Raw genomic sequence first — 17,046 nt, forward strand, 5'->3', positions numbered from 1 at the left:
CTTTCGGAAGGCATCTTTCGAATTTTTACAATCGCCGTTTACGCCCTGCTCACGGTTTGCCGGCCACCCCGAGCTGCCGCAAAGCCCGGTGCTCCAGCTTCAACAGCCATTCCACCGGGGGTTCGACCAGCGGGGCGCTCCATTTGCCTACCCAAGCTTGTGCGAGAAGCAGGGTGAGCGCTATGGCTCCGGCAAGGACTAGCAGTCCGCCCGCCTCGCCATGCACGTACCCATATAGCGGGGATACGGCCGCCAGGCGCACGATAAAGCCGTGCAGTAAGAAGACGTATAACGTGCGGCGACCGAGTACGGTGAGCTGGCCGGACCGGGACGGAACGAGGCCAAGAAAGGCAACCCCGGCCAGCAGTTGCACGGGAAAGAGCAGCAACCGATAAACGCTGGCATACCATTCGGGGTGGCCAAGCTGGAGATAGGTCTGGCTGCCGTACAACCAACCTGGATCAAGTTCTGCTGCGCCGAGACCCAAAGCGACCAGCCAACCAAGGGAACCAAGAACCAAAACGGTTTTGACCGAAGGGCTCTGCAAGCGCTCCAACAGGCGGTCGGCAAAATGATAGCCAAGCACGAAAAACGGCAAAAACACGAACGTCCGCGAGATGCTGAACCACACGCCGTCGATTTGCAGATAGCCGACCAGAACCGCAAGCAGGACGGAAACGGCAAGCTGCTGAAAGGGAGACCATTTTCGCATCAGGAGCAGCATGAGCCGCCAGCCGAGATGACTGACCAGGAACCACAGCAGCAGGTACGGTGCGAAGAAGGAATGGTGAATGTGGTCCACCCGAAATACGGTGACATCCAACACCGAATATAAGCTTTGAAAAATAATGTATTGCAGCCCGATCTGCAGCATCAACTTCCGTCCGCTGCCGCCGGACAAATTGGATTTGGCAAAATACCCCGTCACGAACACGAACAGGGGCATATGAAACGTAAAGATCCATTGGTAGAGGGCCTGCAACCCGTCGATCCGCGCGGTGAGCGGTTCAATGGCGTTGCCGACGAATACGCAGACGATCAGCAAGAAGCGCAGGTTCAGAAAAAACACCTCGCCTTGCGGGTTGATTTTGGATGGCGTCATGACGGTTCAGTTCCCCTCTTTCCCCCGAACATCCGTAGTGGATATCATTTAAAATTTAAATAAATGATTTCATGAATAACGTACTCTTTTTGCAAAGTTGATCTTGTGATATAAATCACGTATTAAGCGTTATCAATTCCTTGGATGTGTCGAACCGTTGACAGCTTGAGTCGCTGCGAGAATTCACGAAAATGGTATAATAAGGACAATTGTGGAAAAGAGAGGGGAACGGCCATGGCCACGATCGAAGCGCATGGGCATAAGGCGGCTTGCCGCGCCATTTTGTTCGATAAAGACGGGACGCTATTGAATTTCATGGGCTTGTGGGGAAGCTGGGCGGCGGCCCTGACCCATCTGATGGAGCGGAAATTGGCCGATCTGGGCTCGTCTGGAGGATGGAACAAATCCAAGCTGCTTGGCCTTCATACGGACGAGCAGAACCGGGTGATCGGTTACGACAAAACCGGCCCGGTCGCGATGGGAACGGAAGAAGAGGTGATCGCGCTGCTGGCCTCGACGTTGTATGCCGCAGGGGTCCCTTGGAACGAAGCGGTAACGGCCGTTCGCGAATTGAATGCGGAGGCGATGTCGGATCTCAAACGCCGGCGGGAAGCCGTCCCTTGCCCGGGCTGCGCGAATTCCTGCAGAGCTGCCGGGAAGCGGGGCTGAAGCTGGCGGTCGTCACCTCTGACTCGACCGCGGGGGCGCTGGAGCATTTGGAGTGGATGGGCATTCGGGATGCGTTCGCCAGCGTGGTCGGGCGGGATCGCGTCGCCCGAGGCAAGCCGGGGCCGGATATGGCGCTGCTGGCCTGCCGCGAGCTGGGCCTCCCGCCAAGCGAAGCCGTGGTGATCGGCGACAGCAATGCCGATATGCAAATGGGAAGACGCGCGGGAGCCGTGATGACTATCGGCGTGGCGGAGGAGTACGGTGAAGACGCGCAGGAAGCGAGTTACTTGCGGGACGCGGACGTCATCATCGCCGGATATGGCGAGTTGACGATACATCAATAGGAGGTAGAATTGGATGACCAGAGAGATCGACACTTTGGCGGCATGGATCGAGGAGAGCCATCATATCGTATTTTTCGGCGGGGCCGGGGTATCGACGGAAAGCGGGATCCCCGACTTCCGTTCGGCGGCGGGCATCTATCAGATGGAGAAGGCGTCGCCCTACGCGCCGGAGGAGATTTTGAGCCGGCGGTTTTTTGAACGCCACCCGGAGGTATTTTTCGATTTCTATAAGACGAAAATGATTCATACGGAAGCGCAGCCGAACGCCGCGCACCGCTGCTTGGCTGCGTTGGAACGGGAAGGGAAGCTTAGCGCCGTGGTTACGCAAAATATCGACGGGCTCCATCAACAGGCGGGAAGCCGCCGCGTCCTGGAGCTGCACGGGTCGGTGCACCGCAACACCTGCATGGATTGCGGCCGCACCTATACGCTGGCAGACGTCATGGGCAGCGAAGACGTCGTGCCGCGCTGCGCCTGCGGCGGAATCGTCAAGCCGGACGTGGTGCTGTACGGCGAAAACCTGGATGAGCAGGTGATCCAAGACACGGTAACCGCGATTGCCGGGGCCGACCTGCTGCTGATCGGCGGCACCTCGCTGACGGTGCAGCCCGCGGCTCATTTGATTACCTATTTCCGCGGCGAGCGGACGGTATTGATTAACGCCTCGTCCACCGCTTATGACCATCGGGCCGACTTGTTGATCACCGAGCCGATCGGCGTGGTGCTGGGGGCCGTCGGAGAGCGGCTAGGTTTTCACTAATTTGGTTGAAAACTTTCAGGAAACCTATGGAGTCCCGAAACTTCCCAAGCGATTTTGCGGAATTGATGCAAAAATACAGTTTTTTTCTCCGAAATCGGCCAGACGATCGCAAAAACCTGCAATCGTGCAGATTTTTATCGTGAAAATCGAAGTTATCCTCCATTTGGTTTGAAATTCCTGCACTTTTGCAGTTTTTCGTGTCGGTTACGTCAAGGACAGCTTCGGCTTCGCTCGCCTAGCCTTGCCGCGGCTTTGGGTCCGCCCCGGTGACCGCCCGGCGGTATTCGCTTGGCGATTCGTGATGGAACCGGCGGAATTGCCGCGAGAAGTAGAGCGGATCGGTGAGCCCGACGGAAGCGGCGATCTGCTCGATCGACAGCTCCGGACGTTCGCGCAGCAGCTGGCGGGATTTATCGATTCTCAGCTTCAACAAGTAGGTGACGGGGGTGAAGCCGGTTTCCTTTTTGAAAATCCGCGAAAGATAAGCCCGGTTATATCCCAAGGAAGCGCACATCTGCTCGATCGAGACCGGATGCGCATATTGGCTGGCCATATAATGAATCATTTGCTTGACGATGCGCTGGACGCCCGATTCGCCCGACGGCAGCGCCGATGCCATGCCGAGCGTCTCCTGGGCCTCGGCCATGATTTGATGCAGCAGCCCCAACGATAGCAGGTGGGAGCTGTTTTTTTTCGCCTGGAAGGTCTGTAGCACGCTGCGGAGCATGGCATGGATCGGGCTGCTCCCGCCGTGCCGGAATACCGGCTGCTCCGGGGTGAAGCCGGCCCGCTTCACGAGCTCCGGCGCCTTTGCGCCGGTGAAAGCGATCCAGCGGTAACGCCAAGGATCGGCCACATCGGAAGCATAACTGACGAGCTGATCGGGGAGAATCAGGAAGCCGTCCCCTTCGCTAAGCTCATAGGAGGCCGATTCGGTCCGGAAAGAGCCTTTGCCCTGCTCCACGAAATGCAGGAGGAAATAATCATAAACTTTCGGGCCCAGCCGGTGATCGGGAAGGGTCTGACTTTCGCCGGCGAACAGGACGTGCAGATCTTCCGCTTCGAACAAATCCGGGTTGGCCGCCGCACTGTAGGTCTCTTGCATCATGGATCTTGTCTCCTTTTGGCCGGGACGAAGGGCGCCCCGAAGGTATCTGTTCACATTTTACTCCGAAAAGTCACATTTATCTATATTGTTCTCGCAAAGTTGCATTATCAAAACAGAGCGTTTTCATTATACTGGGTACAAGAATCAAAGATTCCATGACGATGGGGTGTACGTTGATGAAAAAGCAGGAAATGGAACAATTGTTTATATCCAAGTACGGAGAAAGCTCCGAGCCGCTGCGCGTATTTAACGCGCCGGGCCGCGTCAATTTGATCGGCGAGCATATCGACTATAACGGGGGGTATGTGTTCCCGGCCGCGTTGGAATTCGGGACGACGCTGGGAATCCGCAAACGTACCGACGGCAAAGTCTCCTTCGCCTCCAGCAATTTGCCTTATACGGCGGAACTGCCGCTGGAAGAACTCGGCACCCGCAAAACCGGCGAATGGATCGATTATCCGATCGGCGTTTACGTAGAACTGAAGAAGCTCGGCATCTCGCTGACTAGCGGGTATGACCTGCTGTTCCACGGCGAAATTCCGAACGGTTCGGGCTTGTCCTCCTCGGCTTCGATCGAAGTGGTGACGGCCTTCGCCCTCCTGAGCATGGAAGGGAAAGAAACCGATAAGGTAGAAATCGCCCGGTTGTCCCAGCGGGCCGAGAATCAATACGTCGGCGTGAATAGCGGCATCATGGACCAGTTCGCCGTTGCGAACGGCGCGAAGGATCACGCGATCCTGCTGATGTGCGACACCTTGGAATACAAGCTGGTGCCCTTCCGGACGGGCGCGTATAAGCTGGTCATCGGCAACACGAAGAAGCGCCGCGGGCTGGTCGACTCCAAATATAACGAACGTCGTTCGGAATGTGATGAAGCTTTGGCGATTTTGCAAAAACGCGAGCCGGGCTTGGAGTTCTTGGCCTATCTGAAACCGGAGCAGCTGGAGCAGTGGAAGGGAGATTTTACGAACGAGGTCTTGTACAAACGGGCCAAACACGTCGTGGAAGAGAACGCGCGCGTGCTGAAGTCGGTGGATGCGCTGAGCGCAAACGACCTGAAGGCTTTTGGCGAACTGATGAACGCTTCGCATGATTCGCTGCGCGATTTGTACGAGGTGAGCTGCCTGGAACTGGACGTGATGGTCGAAGAAGCGCGGAAGATCGAGGGAACGTTGGGTGCCCGGATGACCGGGGCCGGGTTCGGCGGCTGTACGGTATCGTTGGTGCACGAGGATTCCGTTGAGCGGTTCGTGGCCGAGGTCGGCCGGGCTTATCAGGAACGGACGGGGCTGGAAGGCGAATACTACGTATGCGGCGTAGGCGACGGCGTGCATGAGATGAAAGGGGAGGAATAACCATGGCGATTTTAGTAACGGGGGGAGCCGGCTATATCGGCTCGCATACGGTAGCCGCGCTGTTGGAGCAAGGAAGAGAGGTCGTCGTGATCGACAACCTGCAGACCGGACATCGCGGAGCGCTGCTCGGCGGCAAGCTGTATGAAGGAGACCTGCGCGATAAAGCGCTGCTGGCCAAGCTGTTTGCCGAGAACGAGATCGAAGCGGTGATCCATTTTGCCGCGAATTCGCTGGTCGGGGAGAGCATGAAGGACCCGGTAAAATACTTCGATAATAACGTGTACGGTACGTTGTGCCTGCTTGACGCGATGGATCAGGCGAATGTGCGCAAGATCGTGTTCTCCTCCACGGCGGCAACCTACGGCGAACCGGAAAAAGTGCCGATTGAAGAGACCGATCCGACCCGGCCTACGAACGTGTATGGCGAAACCAAGCTGACCATGGAACGGATGATGGCCTGGTTCGATCAGGTGCTGGGAATCAAATACGTGTCTCTGCGTTATTTCAACGCGGCCGGCGCCCATGAGAGCGGCAAAATCGGCGAAGACCATCGCCCGGAAAGCCATCTGATCCCGTTGATCATCCAAGCGGCGTTGGGACAACGTCCGTCCATTCAGGTGTTCGGCGACGATTACAACACGGGCGACGGTACCTGCGTCCGCGACTATATCCATGTGAGCGATTTGGCCGATGCTCATCTGCGCGCGGTCGATCATTTGCTCGGCGGCGGGGAGAGCGACGTGTTTAACCTGGGCAACGGGCAAGGCTTCTCGGTCAAGGAAGTGATCGAAACCGTGAAGGACGTCACCGGCCGCGACTTCCCGGTCGTCATCAGCCCGCGCCGGGCCGGCGATCCGGCGGTGCTTATCGCTTCCTCGGACAAAGCCCGCCGCGTGCTGGGCTGGAATCCGACCCGCAACCAATTGGCGAACATCATCGAAAGCGCGTGGCAGTGGCATAACAGCCATCCGAACGGCTATAACGACTAAGGGAGTGTTATGGGATGGGAGTAGAAGAGAGAAATCGTCAAGACGCGCTTCACGCCATCGAGCGGCTGGTGAATTATGCGCTGGAGCAGGGCCTGATCGATTGGTGGGACGTAGACTACTCGCGCAACCGTCTTCTGGAGTTGTTTTCGTTCGATGAGCCGTACGCCGGCGAAGTGGCGGAAGAGGCGCTGACCGGACCGCAGGAGCCGCTCGAAGCCTTGATCAATTACGGGTTCGCGATCGGGTTGATTCCCGAAGATACCGCCACCTACCGCGATTTGCTGGATGCCAAAATCATGGGCCTGCTCATGCCGCGCCCGTCGGAAACGATCGCCGCCTTCCGCAAAACGGAAAGCGAGCAGGGAATCGCCGCGGCAACGGACGCCTTCTATAAGCTGTCCGTGGACAGCAATTATATTCGGATGGACCGGGTCCGCCAAAACATCTATTGGGAGCAGCCTACCCCGTTCGGGGACATGGAAATCACGATCAACCTGTCCAAACCGGAGAAAAATCCAAAGGAAATCGCCATGGCCAAGCTGTTGCCGCCTCCGGTGTATCCCAAATGCCAGCTGTGCCGCGAGAACGTCGGTTATGCCGGCCGGCTGAATCATCCGGCCCGCCAGAACCTGCGCGTCATTCCGCTTACGCTGAACGGGGAGCCGTGGTTTTTCCAGTACTCGCCTTACGTCTATTACAACGAGCATTGCATCGTGTTCCACCACGATCACGTGCCGATGAAGCTGACCCGCGATACGTTCAAGCGGCTGCTTGATTTCACGACGTTGTTCCCGCATTACTTCATTGGCTCCAACGCGGATCTGCCGATTGTCGGCGGTTCGATTCTGACGCATGACCATTTTCAAGGGGGACGCCATACGTTCCCATTGGAGAAAGCCCCGGTGGAAGCCGTATTCGCGCATCCGAATTTTGCCGACATCACCGTTGGCATGGTGAAATGGCCGATGTCCGTGCTCCGGGTGAACGGTCAAGACCGCGAGGCCGTGTTGGAAGCGGCCGACGATCTGTACGAGAAATGGAAGCAGTACAGTGATCCGTCCGCCGGCGTCCTGGCCTTCTCCGAGGAGAACGGGGAATCCGTGCCGCATAACACGGTAACGCCGATCGTCCGCCGCAGTGCAGACGGCGGGTATGAGGCCGACATCGTCCTGCGTAACAACCGGACGGATGAACAGCATCCCGAGGGGATCTTCCATCCGCATCGCGAGATGCACCACATCAAGAAGGAGAACATCGGCCTGATCGAAGTCATGGGCGTGGCTATCCTGCCGGGCCGGCTGAAGGAAGAGCTGGCGGAGGTTGCGGCCATTCTCAGCGGCGATAAGGCGCTGTACGAGCAGACCGTATCCGATCCGAATGCCCGCTTGGCTGTGCACGCGGATTGGGTAAAGGAACTGGTCGCCCGGGTAGGCATGTCGCTTGCGCACGAGGAGGCCGAAGCGCTGCTGCGTGACGAGGTCGGCAGCAAGTTTGCGGAGATCCTTGGACATGCCGGCGTCTTCAAAGCGACGCCGGATGGCCGCGAAGCTTTCGAACGCTTCGTCGTTTCGATCGGTTACCGCAGACGGTAAAGCATCAACGAAGGGGATAGAACGGGGTCGCCCCAAGCCGGAAAAGGCTTGGAGCGGCCCTGTTTCTGTTTGTTATTTCGTTACAGTTAGAAGTATAATAGTGTGGGAGTTCGAAGAGGCTAAGGAAGCAAGGTAGCACGGCCCCCTTTTTACATAACTAATTCTAGGAGGAGTTTGGCATGGACAAATTCGTATTTCATAATCCGACGAAGCTGATCTTCGGCAAAGGCCAGCTCGAGTCGCTTCGTACCGAGGTGCCGGCTTACGGCAAAAAAGTGCTGCTGGTTTACGGCGGCGGCAGCATCAAACGCAGCGGTCTGTACGATCAAGTGACGGCGATTCTGCGGGAAATCGGCGCCGAAGTGACGGAGCTTGCGGGCGTTGAGCCGAATCCGCGCCTGTCGACGGTGCATCGCGGAGTCGAGCTGTGCAAGACGAACGGCATCGAGCTGGTCCTCGCGGTCGGCGGCGGAAGCGTGCTGGACTGCTCGAAGGCGATTGCCGTCGGCGCCAAATACGACGGGGATATGTGGGATTTCGCGGAGCGGAAAGCCGTACCGAAAGCGGCCCTGCCGCTCGGAACGGTGCTCACGATGGCTGCAACCGGCTCGGAAATGAACGGCAACTCCGTGATCTCCAACGAAGCGACGAAGGAGAAGCTCGGCTGGGGCAGCAAGCTGGCGTATCCGGCGTTTTCCATCCTGGATCCACAGTTCACCGCTTCGCTGCCGAAGGAACAAACGGTATACGGCATGGTCGACATCATGTCCCATGTATTCGAGCATTATTTCCATCCGACGCCGAACACCCCGCTGCAGGACGAGTTCTGCGAAGCGCTGTTGCGGACGGTCATCGAAACCGCGCCGAAGCTGGTTCAAGATTTGGAGAACTTCGACCTCCGGGAAACGATTCTGCTGTGCGGCACGATGGCGCTGAACGGCGTGTTGAACATGGGCTTGTCCGGGGACTGGGCAACCCACAACATCGAGCATGCCGTGTCGGCGGTTTACGATATTCCGCATGGCGGCGGACTGGCGATTCTGTTCCCGAACTGGATGAAATACAACCTGAAGCAGGATGTCGCCCGCTTCAAGCGTCTGGCGGTGAACGTCTTCCGCGTGGATCCTTCGGGCAAGAGCGACGAAGCGGTTGCGCTTGAGGGGATCGATGCGCTGCGTTCCTTCTGGAATTCGATCGGCGCTCCGAGCCGTTTGGCCGATTACGGCATTGACGACAGCCAGCTGGAAGCCATGGCCGATAAGGCGGTCCGCTTTGGTTCGTTCGGTAACTTTGCCGTGCTGGAGAAGCAGGACGTGCTCGAAATTTACCGTTTATCGCTGTAATATCACCCCTTTTATAATGCGTCGAAACTACCGGTTTCGCGGCGTAGCGCCGCGGGCCGGTTTTTCTTTTTTCGAAACATATTTCTCCAATTTACGTATGTATTTGTAGAGTTTATCAATATTTTGGGTAGAGGGAGGAACAGGATGGAAGCGCTGTTTTGGGGTTGTTTCGTCGGCGGTGCCTTGTTTGCCGTCATCAGCGCGTTGCTTGGCGACTTGCTCGGAAGCTGGCTGGACGGCGTATTCGATTTCCTGTCCGTGGATTTTCTCAAGCCGATCATCACGGCCTCGGCGATTACGTCCTTCGGCGGAGCCGGCATTTTGCTGGACCGGTATACGGGACTGGGAGCGGCCGGCGTTGTCCTTCTGGCGATCGTGGCCGCCGTCTTGTTATCCGCTGCCGTGTATTTCGCTTATGTGAGGCCGATGGAGAACAGCGAGAATTCCACGGGATTCTCCGAATCGGAGCTGCCCGGCAAGGTTGGCGAAGTCACGGTACCCATTCCGGCGCATGGATATGGCGAAGTGATGGTGAAGCTGGTGGGCGGCAATACGCTTCATATCGCCTCAAGCTGGGACCGGAAGGAGATTCCCGCCGGAACGGTCGTTGTCGTGATCGAGACGGCGAAGGACGGGACCGTCCAGGTTTCCGAGCTTTATCCCCACCCGATGTAACACCAAAACCAGAAGAGGGAGCTGTTGTCATTGTTCGAAAGTATTCCGGATTTCCTGTTGATCCCCATTATCGTGATCGCGGTCATTATCGTGCTCGGACTGGCGTTCTGGGCGCGGTATAAAACGGTGAGCCCCGACGAAGCGATGATCGTTACGGGTTCTTTTCTAGGGGGCAAGAACATTTCCGACGACCAATCCGGCCGTAAAATCAAGATCGTTCGCGGCGGCGGGGCGTTTATCTGGCCGATTTTTCAAAAAGCCGAGTTCATGTCGCTGCTCTCCCACAAGCTTGACGTCATGACGCCGGAGGTCTACACCGAGCAAGGGGTTCCGGTATCTGCTGACGGCGTGGCGATCATAAAGGTGGGCAGCTCGATCGAGGACGTCGCGACGGCGGCGGAGCAGTTTATGGGCAAGCCGATCGAATCGTTGAAAGGCGAGGCACAGGAAGTGCTGGAGGGTCATCTTCGTTCGATTCTGGGTTCGATGACCGTCGAGGAAGTGTACCGGAACCGCGATAAATTCGCCCAGGAAGTGCAAGGCGTGGCGGCTCGCGACCTGAAGAAAATGGGACTTCAGATCGTATCGTTCACGATCAAGGATGTAAGAGATAAACACGGCTACCTGGAGGCGCTCGGCAAGCCGCGGATCGCGGCGGTCAAGCGGGACGCCGACATCGCCGAGGCGGAAGCCCAGCGGGATGCGCGGATTCAAAAGGCCCTTGCCGAGGAGGCCGGGCAGAAGGCCGAACTGGTGCGCGATACGAACATCGCCGAGGCGGAGAAGGAGAAGGAGCTGAAGGTAGCGTCCTTTAAGAAGGAGCAGGACACGGCCAAGGCCGAAGCCGACCAAGCTTACCACATTCAGGAGGCCCGGGCGAAGCAAACGATGGTCGAAGAGCAGATGAAGGTCGAGCTGGTACGCAAGGAACGGGAAATCGATCTACAGGACAAAGAAATTACCGTCCGTCAGAAGCAATATGACGCCGAAGTGAAGAAGAAAGCCGACGCGGATCGTTATGCGGTCGAACAGGCCGCTGAAGCCGAAAAGGCGCGGAAAATGCGGGAGGCCGATGCGCTGCAATACTCGATCGAGACGCAGGCCAAGGCTTCCGCCGAACAAAAGCGCCTGGAGGGCCTGGCGATCGCGGAGGCGGAACGGGCCAAAGGGACGGCGGATGCCGAAATCATCCGGCTGCGCGGCTTGGCCGAGGCCGAAGCCAAGGAGAAGCTGGCCGAAGCGTTCCAGAAATTCGGAGAGGCCGCGATTCTCGATATCGTAACGAAGATGCTGCCGGAATTGGCTGGCAAAATCGCGGCTCCGTTGTCCTCGATCGACAAGCTGACCGTGGTCGATACCGGCAAAGGAGAGGGAGCTGCGCGCGTCAGCAATTACGTCACCGAGCTCATGGCCACGGCGCCTGACATGCTGAAGAGCGTGTCGGGGATCGAGCTGGATCGGTTAATCCAAGGCTTGACCAAAGGCAAAATCGTCGCCGCTCCGCCGGCAGTCGAGGTTGCTTCCGCGAAATCCGGGGCAGCCGTGAAGGCTCCGGAGCCTGTCGCGCTGGAGACCGCCGCTTCGAAGGAAATGGTCCAAGACGGGCAGTAGGGCCTTTTGTCCGGCTTGACAACTGCCCTCAAATCCGTGTACCTTGTCATAGGATAAAAAAGGCAATCCGGCGTCCCGCCCATGTTTGGGCGCGGACGCCTTTGAAATGCCTGGGAATCGGCTGACGCGGCTCGAAAAATCCATTATAATGGGCTTAACCGTTTTCGGAGAATAGGAAAAAGAGGTGCTTATGTTGTGAACAGCCTGCGCGTATCCAAAGTGTTGAATAACAATGTCATCATCGCGAATCACCCGGAGCGTGGCGAGGTCGTCGTGATCGGCAAAGGCATCGGATTTAACCGGAAAACGGGGGATTCCATCCCGCTAGAGGCCGTCGAGAAAATGTTCATTCTCACGAATCAGCAGGAGCAGGAGCAGTACAAACAGCTCGTGCCCCAGGTAGATGAACAGTTGATTGAAATCATCGGCGAAATCATCATGTACATTACCCGGAAGACGCAAACCGATCTGAACGAGCATATCCACATCGCCTTGACCGACCACTTGGCGTTCGCGATTAAACGGGCGGAGCAGGACATCGCGTTTCATAACCCGTTTTTGTTCGAGACGAAGGAAATTTATCCGATGGAATTCGAACTGGCGGAATACGCCATCGGTTTGATCAAGGAGCGGCTGGGCGTCGATCTGGGCGAGGATGAAATCGGCTTCGTTGCGCTCCACATTAACAGCGCCATGACGAATCGCCACATCAGCGAGGTCCGCGGGCATGCCCAGTTAATCGCCGATTTGGTCGGCATCATAGAAGCGGAGCTTCATTTCTCGATCCTCCGCCATTCCCTGGATTATTCGCGTTTGCTGACCCATTTGCGGTTTGCGATCGAGCGGATTCGGCGGGGCGAGCAGGTCAGCGAAGTCGACAAACTGGAGATGCTGCTGAAACAGGAATACCCCGACTTGTATTCGCTTGCTTACAAATTGACGAAAGTGATGGAGCAGCGGCTCAAGATGCCGGTTTATCAGGCTGAGGTCAGTTATTTGACGATGCACTTGCACCGGGTAGCCCCGGCAAATATTCAATAGCTTGCTTGCGCGAAAAATAAAGGTCTGCTATAATTCCTAAGTGCATTGGCAACAACTTCATAATCACAATGTGTGACTGATTCGATCAGGCATGAGTTGATAAAGGTTTCTTTGGATTGTATTGGGCGGTTACGGGGTATTATATCCGTAAGCGATAACGATACAGCGCAATGAACCTATATTGGCTCATGCTTTTTTAGTTTGTTGCACTATGTCATAACAGGAGGGTGTTTATGTTTAAGCGTTTGTTTGGTATTTTGCAGCGGGTAGGTAAAGCGTTGATGTTGCCGGTGGCTCTTCTCCCGGCGGCAGGCTTACTGCTCGGGATCGGCAATATGCTGATCAGCCCAGAGTTCCTGGACCTGGTGCCTGCCCTGGATAATCACGGCGTTCACGCCGTAGCCACTGTCATGATGAACGCAGGCCAAATCGTCTTCTCGAACCTGGCCTTGCTGTTTGCCGTAGGCGTTGCAGTCGGTTTGGCCGGCGGGGAAGGTGTCGCTGGCCTAGCCGCGATCATCGGTTACCTCGTCATGAACGTGACGATGGGAACGGTGATCGGAGTGACGCCGGCGATGATCGGGACCGACCCGGCCTACGCCAATGTGCTCGGTATTCCGACGCTGGCCACCGGGGTATTCGGCGGGATTATCGTCGGGATTCTGGCCGCCGCCATGTATAACCGGTTCTTCCGGATCGAGCTTCCGTCGTACCTCGGCTTCTTCGCCGGGAAGCGGTTCGTGCCGATTATGACGGCCGCCACATCGCTTCTTCTCGGCTTGCTGATGGTTATCATCTGGCCGCCGATCCAGGGGGGCCTCAACTCCGCGTCCCACTTCATGTTGGAACAGAACCGGACGTTGTCCGCGTTTATTTTCGGGGTTGTGGAACGGGCGCTCATTCCGTTCGGTTTGCACCATATTTTCTACTCGCCGTTCTGGTTCGAATTCGGTGAATACGTCAATAAAGCCGGTCAGCTCGTTCGCGGCGACCAATCGATCTTCATGGCCCAGCTGCGGGACGGCGTGCCGTTCACGGCGGGTACCTTTATGACCGGTAAATTCCCGTTCATGATGTTCGGGCTTCCGGCCGCGGCGCTGGCCATCTATCACGAAGCCAGACCGGAGCATAAGAAATACGTGGCTGGGATCATGGGTTCGGCCGCATTGACCACCTTCTTGACGGGGATTACGGAACCGCTCGAGTTCTCGTTCCTGTTCGTCGCGCCGGTATTGTTCGCGGTGCATACGATCTTTGCCGGTTTGTCTTTCATGACGATGCATATCCTGGGCACGAAGATCGGGATGACCTTCTCCGGCGGTTTGATCGACTATCTGATTTTCGGGGTGATTCCAAACCGTACCCCATGGTGGAACGTCATCATCGTCGGTTTGATCCTCGCGGTGATCTACTACTTCGGATTCCGTTTCGTTATCCGCAAGTTCAACCTGAAGACGCCGGGACGTGAAGATCCGGAAGGCGAAGCTGAAGGTGCTGGAACGGGCGGTGCCGTAAGTCAGGACGATCTGCCGCACAACATTTTGTCGGCGCTCGGCGGACAAGAGAACATCGCTCACCTGGATGCCTGCATCACTCGTTTGCGGGTTGAAGTCAAGGACAAAGGCAACGTCAGCAAGGACACGCTCAAGAAGCTGGGCGCATCCGGCGTCCTGGAGGTCGGTAACAACATCCAGGCGATTTTCGGAACGCGCTCCGACACGATCAAGTCGCAAATTGCCGACATTATGAGCGGTAAAGCACCGCGGGCCGCTGTGAAGACGGAGGACGTGAAACCTGCCGAGGTCGAGCAGCAGGCCGCCCAAGACGGCGATGCGATCATCAAGGAAGATATCGTGATGCCGGTGAACGGCGAATTGATGGACATTTCCAACGTTCCTGATCCGGTGTTCTCGGAAAGAATGACCGGCGACGGGTTCGCGGTTCTGCCGCACGACGGCGTCATTTGCTCTCCGGTTTACGGAAAAGTATTTAACGTCTTCCCGAGCAAGCATGCCATCGGCATTATGTCGGATGGAGGCAAGGAAGTTCTCGTGCATATCGGCGTCAACACCGTGAAGCTGAAAGGCCAAGGCTTTAATGTTTTGGTCAACGAAGGCGATTTGGTCGCTGCCGGACAACCGATCCTGGAGGTAGATCTCGATTATGTGAAGGAACATGCCCCTTCGATCATTTCGCCGATCGTCTTCTCGAACCTGCCGGAAGGCGCGTCCGTGACGCTGCATAAGACCGGCAAGCTGCCGAAAGGCGAAGCCGATATCGTTTCGATCAAGTAAATCCTGGTGCGCCGCCGTCGAATCGGCGGCGGCGCATTTGGCTTTAGTTACCGCGATCCCTTACAATATGGTAGGGAGCGTTTCTTATATAAATAATTTCAAATCATAAATGAGAAAGCGAGAGGATCAATCATGGAAAGAATGTTCAAAATTACGGATGAAGACGGAATTCACGCACGCCCGGCAACGGCCCTGGTCAATACAGCCAATAAATTCAAAGGAGCCGAATCTTTCGCGGAAGCGGGCGGCAAGAAAGTGACGTTGAAATCGATTCTTGGCGTACTGTCGCTGGGTCTCGAGCAAGGCGATTCGCTGAAGCTGATCGTTGAAGGGGAAGAGGCCGCTGAAGCACTTCAAGCGCTCACCGAAGTCATGGTTAACGAAGGGCTGGGAGAAGTGAATGCTTAAAATCGATGGCATTGCCGCTTCGGCCGGCGTGGCCATCGCCAAAGCCTTCAAGCTGGAGCATCCCGATTATACGATTCATCGCCGGGATGCTTCCGATTCGGCAGCAGAGCTGGCGAAGCTGGATGAAGCATTGGCTAAATCCCAACAGGAGCTTGAGGCGATCAAAGAGCGCACGCTTCAAGAGCTTGGCGAGAAGAAAGCGGAGATTTTCGAATCCCATTTGTTGATACTGAACGATCCCGAGCTGTTGACGCCGGTTCGCGACAAAATCGCGTCCGACAACGTCAGCGCGGAATTTGCTTTGAACGAAACGGCAAACGAGTTTATCTCTATGTTTGAAAATATGAAAAGCGCCTACCTCAAGGAACGCGCGGCGGATATGCGGGACGTAACCAAGCGCGTGCTCACGCATCTGCTCGGTTTGACTTACGTCAACCCGGCGGATATCAGCGAGGAAGTCATCGTGATCGCGGAGGATTTGACGCCGTCGGATACGGCGCAGCTGAACCGCAATTACGTCAAGGGCTTTACGACGAATATCGGCGGCCGCACGTCGCACTCGGCGATCATGGCCCGCTCGCTGGAAATCCCCGCGGTTGTCGGCACCAAAGAGGTGCTGGACAAGGTGAACGGCGGCGATCTTGTCATCGTGGACGGACTGGACGGCAGCGTCATCATTAATCCGACCGAAGATGTCTTAAACGAATACAAGGCGAAACGCGATAAGCACCTGATGCAGATCGAAGAGTGGAAGAAGATGCGCGAGGTGCAGACGACGTCAAAAGACGGCGTTCACGTAGAGTTGGCAGCCAACATCGGCACGCCAAACGACGTGGTAGGCGTACTGGAGAACGGCGGAGAAGGGGTAGGGCTGTATCGGACGGAGTTCCTGTATATGGGACGCACCGAGCTGCCTTCGGAGGATGTTCAATTTAACGCCTACAAGACGGTGCTGGAAAAAATGGAAGGCAAGCCGGTCGTGGTCCGGACGCTGGATATCGGCGGCGACAAGGAACTGCCGTATCTCAATCTGCCAAAGGAAATGAACCCGTTCCTGGGCTTCCGCGCGATCCGCCTGTGCCTGGAGCAGAAGGACCTGTTCCGCACGCAGCTGCGCGCCCTGCTTCGGGCCAGCGTATACGGCTCGCTGCGCATCATGTTCCCGATGATCGCGACGTTGGATGAATTCCGCGCTGCGAAGGCAATGCTCCTGGAAGAGAAGGAGAAGCTGAAAGCCGAAGGCATTCAGGTATCCGACGAAATCCAGCTCGGCATTATGGTAGAGATTCCTTCGACGGCCGTATTGGCCGATCAGTTCGCCAAAGAAGTGGACTTCTTCAGTATTGGAACCAACGACCTCATTCAATATACGATGGCAGCCGACCGCATGAACGAACGCGTATCTTATTTGTACCAACCTTATAACCCGGCGATTTTGCGACTGGTCAAAATGGTCATCGATGCCGCACACAAAGAAGGCAAATGGGCCGGGATGTGCGGCGAAATGGCCGGCGATGCGACGGCGATTCCGTTGCTGCTGGGATTAGGGCTGGACGAATTCAGCATGAGCGCGACTTCGATTCTGCCGGCTCGTTCGCAGATTTCCAAGCTATCGAAAGCGGAAATGGAGCAGCTGGCGGCCAAGGCGCTGCAAATGCAGACCGCCGCGCAGGTCGTCGAGCTCGTTCGCGCGATCGAAGCGTAGAAGCGTAATATATCGAGATCTTTTCCAACCGAATTACGGGTTTCTTCTTT

General features: G+C 56.6%; 13 protein-coding genes and 1 pseudogene. 12 read left to right on the forward strand and 2 right to left on the reverse strand.

Annotated features, from left to right (window positions below):
• Window positions 1–49 precede the first annotated feature (49 nt).
• Window positions 50–1,102, reverse strand: a complete 1,053-nt coding sequence (locus tag MJ257_RS04490) for an acyltransferase family protein (RefSeq protein ID WP_240268109.1) — start codon at window positions 1,100–1,102, stop codon at window positions 50–52.
• 234 nt (window positions 1,103–1,336) lie between these two features.
• Here MJ257_RS04490 and MJ257_RS04495 point away from each other — a divergent pair.
• A pseudogene (locus tag MJ257_RS04495) lies at window positions 1,337–2,115 on the forward strand (HAD family hydrolase).
• Between the two features lie 13 nt (window positions 2,116–2,128).
• Window positions 2,129–2,875, forward strand: a complete 747-nt coding sequence (locus tag MJ257_RS04500) for an NAD-dependent protein deacylase (RefSeq protein ID WP_240268110.1) — start codon at window positions 2,129–2,131, stop codon at window positions 2,873–2,875.
• Window positions 2,876–3,110: 235 nt separating this feature from the next.
• Here MJ257_RS04500 and MJ257_RS04505 read toward each other — a convergent pair whose 3' ends face one another.
• A complete protein-coding gene (locus tag MJ257_RS04505; RefSeq protein ID WP_240268111.1) occupies window positions 3,111–3,983 on the reverse strand; it encodes an AraC family transcriptional regulator in 873 nt (290 codons plus the stop codon).
• Between the two features lie 176 nt (window positions 3,984–4,159).
• On the opposite strand from MJ257_RS04505, the gene MJ257_RS04510 reads away from it, so the two are divergent.
• From MJ257_RS04510 to ptsP, 10 genes are all read left to right on the forward strand, one after another.
• Window positions 4,160–5,338 (forward strand): galactokinase, encoded by a 1,179-nt coding sequence (locus tag MJ257_RS04510; protein WP_240268112.1) that lies wholly within the window; start codon window positions 4,160–4,162, stop codon window positions 5,336–5,338.
• A gap of 2 nt (window positions 5,339–5,340) precedes the next feature.
• Window positions 5,341–6,327, forward strand: coding sequence for a UDP-glucose 4-epimerase GalE (galE, locus tag MJ257_RS04515; protein ID WP_240268113.1), 987 nt, complete (start codon window positions 5,341–5,343; stop codon window positions 6,325–6,327).
• 14 nt (window positions 6,328–6,341) lie between these two features.
• Window positions 6,342–7,919: a UDP-glucose--hexose-1-phosphate uridylyltransferase gene (locus tag MJ257_RS04520; RefSeq protein ID WP_240268114.1), complete on the forward strand. Its 1,578-nt coding sequence runs from the start codon at window positions 6,342–6,344 to the stop codon at window positions 7,917–7,919.
• Between the two features lie 179 nt (window positions 7,920–8,098).
• Window positions 8,099–9,262: an iron-containing alcohol dehydrogenase gene (locus tag MJ257_RS04525; RefSeq protein ID WP_240268115.1), complete on the forward strand. Its 1,164-nt coding sequence runs from the start codon at window positions 8,099–8,101 to the stop codon at window positions 9,260–9,262.
• A 144-nt stretch (window positions 9,263–9,406) separates the two neighbouring features.
• Complete coding sequence (locus tag MJ257_RS04530) at window positions 9,407–9,937, forward strand: NfeD family membrane protein (RefSeq protein WP_240268116.1); 531 nt, start codon at window positions 9,407–9,409, stop codon at window positions 9,935–9,937.
• 30 nt (window positions 9,938–9,967) lie between these two features.
• Window positions 9,968–11,548 (forward strand): flotillin lipid rafts scaffold protein FloT, encoded by a 1,581-nt coding sequence (gene floT, locus MJ257_RS04535; RefSeq protein ID WP_275693686.1) that lies wholly within the window; start codon window positions 9,968–9,970, stop codon window positions 11,546–11,548.
• A 195-nt stretch (window positions 11,549–11,743) separates the two neighbouring features.
• Window positions 11,744–12,589: a glucose PTS transporter transcription antiterminator GlcT gene (glcT, locus tag MJ257_RS04540; RefSeq protein WP_240268117.1), complete on the forward strand. Its 846-nt coding sequence runs from the start codon at window positions 11,744–11,746 to the stop codon at window positions 12,587–12,589.
• 233 nt (window positions 12,590–12,822) lie between these two features.
• Window positions 12,823–14,883, forward strand: a complete 2,061-nt coding sequence (gene ptsG / locus MJ257_RS04545; protein ID WP_240268118.1) for a glucose-specific PTS transporter subunit IIBC — start codon at window positions 12,823–12,825, stop codon at window positions 14,881–14,883.
• A gap of 132 nt (window positions 14,884–15,015) precedes the next feature.
• A complete protein-coding gene (locus MJ257_RS04550) occupies window positions 15,016–15,291 on the forward strand; it encodes an HPr family phosphocarrier protein (protein ID WP_068784674.1) in 276 nt (91 codons plus the stop codon).
• The gene (gene ptsP / locus MJ257_RS04555) at window positions 15,284–16,996 is read left to right on the forward strand and encodes a phosphoenolpyruvate--protein phosphotransferase (RefSeq protein WP_240268119.1); all 1,713 of its coding nucleotides are present in this window, start codon (window positions 15,284–15,286) and stop codon (window positions 16,994–16,996) included. The genes MJ257_RS04550 and ptsP overlap by 8 nt, the downstream gene beginning before the upstream one ends.
• Window positions 16,997–17,046 lie beyond the last annotated feature (50 nt).

The sequence above is a fragment of the Paenibacillus timonensis genome, assembly GCF_022427145.1.
Lineage (GTDB): Bacteria > Bacillota > Bacilli > Paenibacillales > Paenibacillaceae > Fontibacillus > Fontibacillus timonensis.

Excerpts from the sequence above, each read along its gene's own strand:
- ptsP (WP_240268119.1), top strand. The coding sequence starts at position 15,284 with ATGCTTAAAATCGATGGCATTGCCGCTTCGGCCGGCGTGGCCATCGCC.
- MJ257_RS04505 (WP_240268111.1), bottom strand. The coding sequence starts at position 3,983 with ATGATGCAAGAGACCTACAGTGCGGCGGCCAACCCGGATTTGTTCGAA.
- ptsG (WP_240268118.1), top strand. The coding sequence starts at position 12,823 with ATGTTTAAGCGTTTGTTTGGTATTTTGCAGCGGGTAGGTAAAGCGTTG.
- MJ257_RS04520 (WP_240268114.1), top strand. The coding sequence starts at position 6,342 with ATGGGAGTAGAAGAGAGAAATCGTCAAGACGCGCTTCACGCCATCGAG.
- MJ257_RS04525 (WP_240268115.1), top strand. The coding sequence starts at position 8,099 with ATGGACAAATTCGTATTTCATAATCCGACGAAGCTGATCTTCGGCAAA.
- galE (WP_240268113.1), top strand. The coding sequence starts at position 5,341 with ATGGCGATTTTAGTAACGGGGGGAGCCGGCTATATCGGCTCGCATACG.
- MJ257_RS04500 (WP_240268110.1), top strand. The coding sequence starts at position 2,129 with ATGACCAGAGAGATCGACACTTTGGCGGCATGGATCGAGGAGAGCCAT.
- MJ257_RS04530 (WP_240268116.1), top strand. The coding sequence starts at position 9,407 with ATGGAAGCGCTGTTTTGGGGTTGTTTCGTCGGCGGTGCCTTGTTTGCC.
- MJ257_RS04510 (WP_240268112.1), top strand. The coding sequence starts at position 4,160 with ATGAAAAAGCAGGAAATGGAACAATTGTTTATATCCAAGTACGGAGAA.
- MJ257_RS04490 (WP_240268109.1), bottom strand. The coding sequence starts at position 1,102 with ATGACGCCATCCAAAATCAACCCGCAAGGCGAGGTGTTTTTTCTGAAC.
- MJ257_RS04550 (WP_068784674.1), top strand. The coding sequence starts at position 15,016 with ATGGAAAGAATGTTCAAAATTACGGATGAAGACGGAATTCACGCACGC.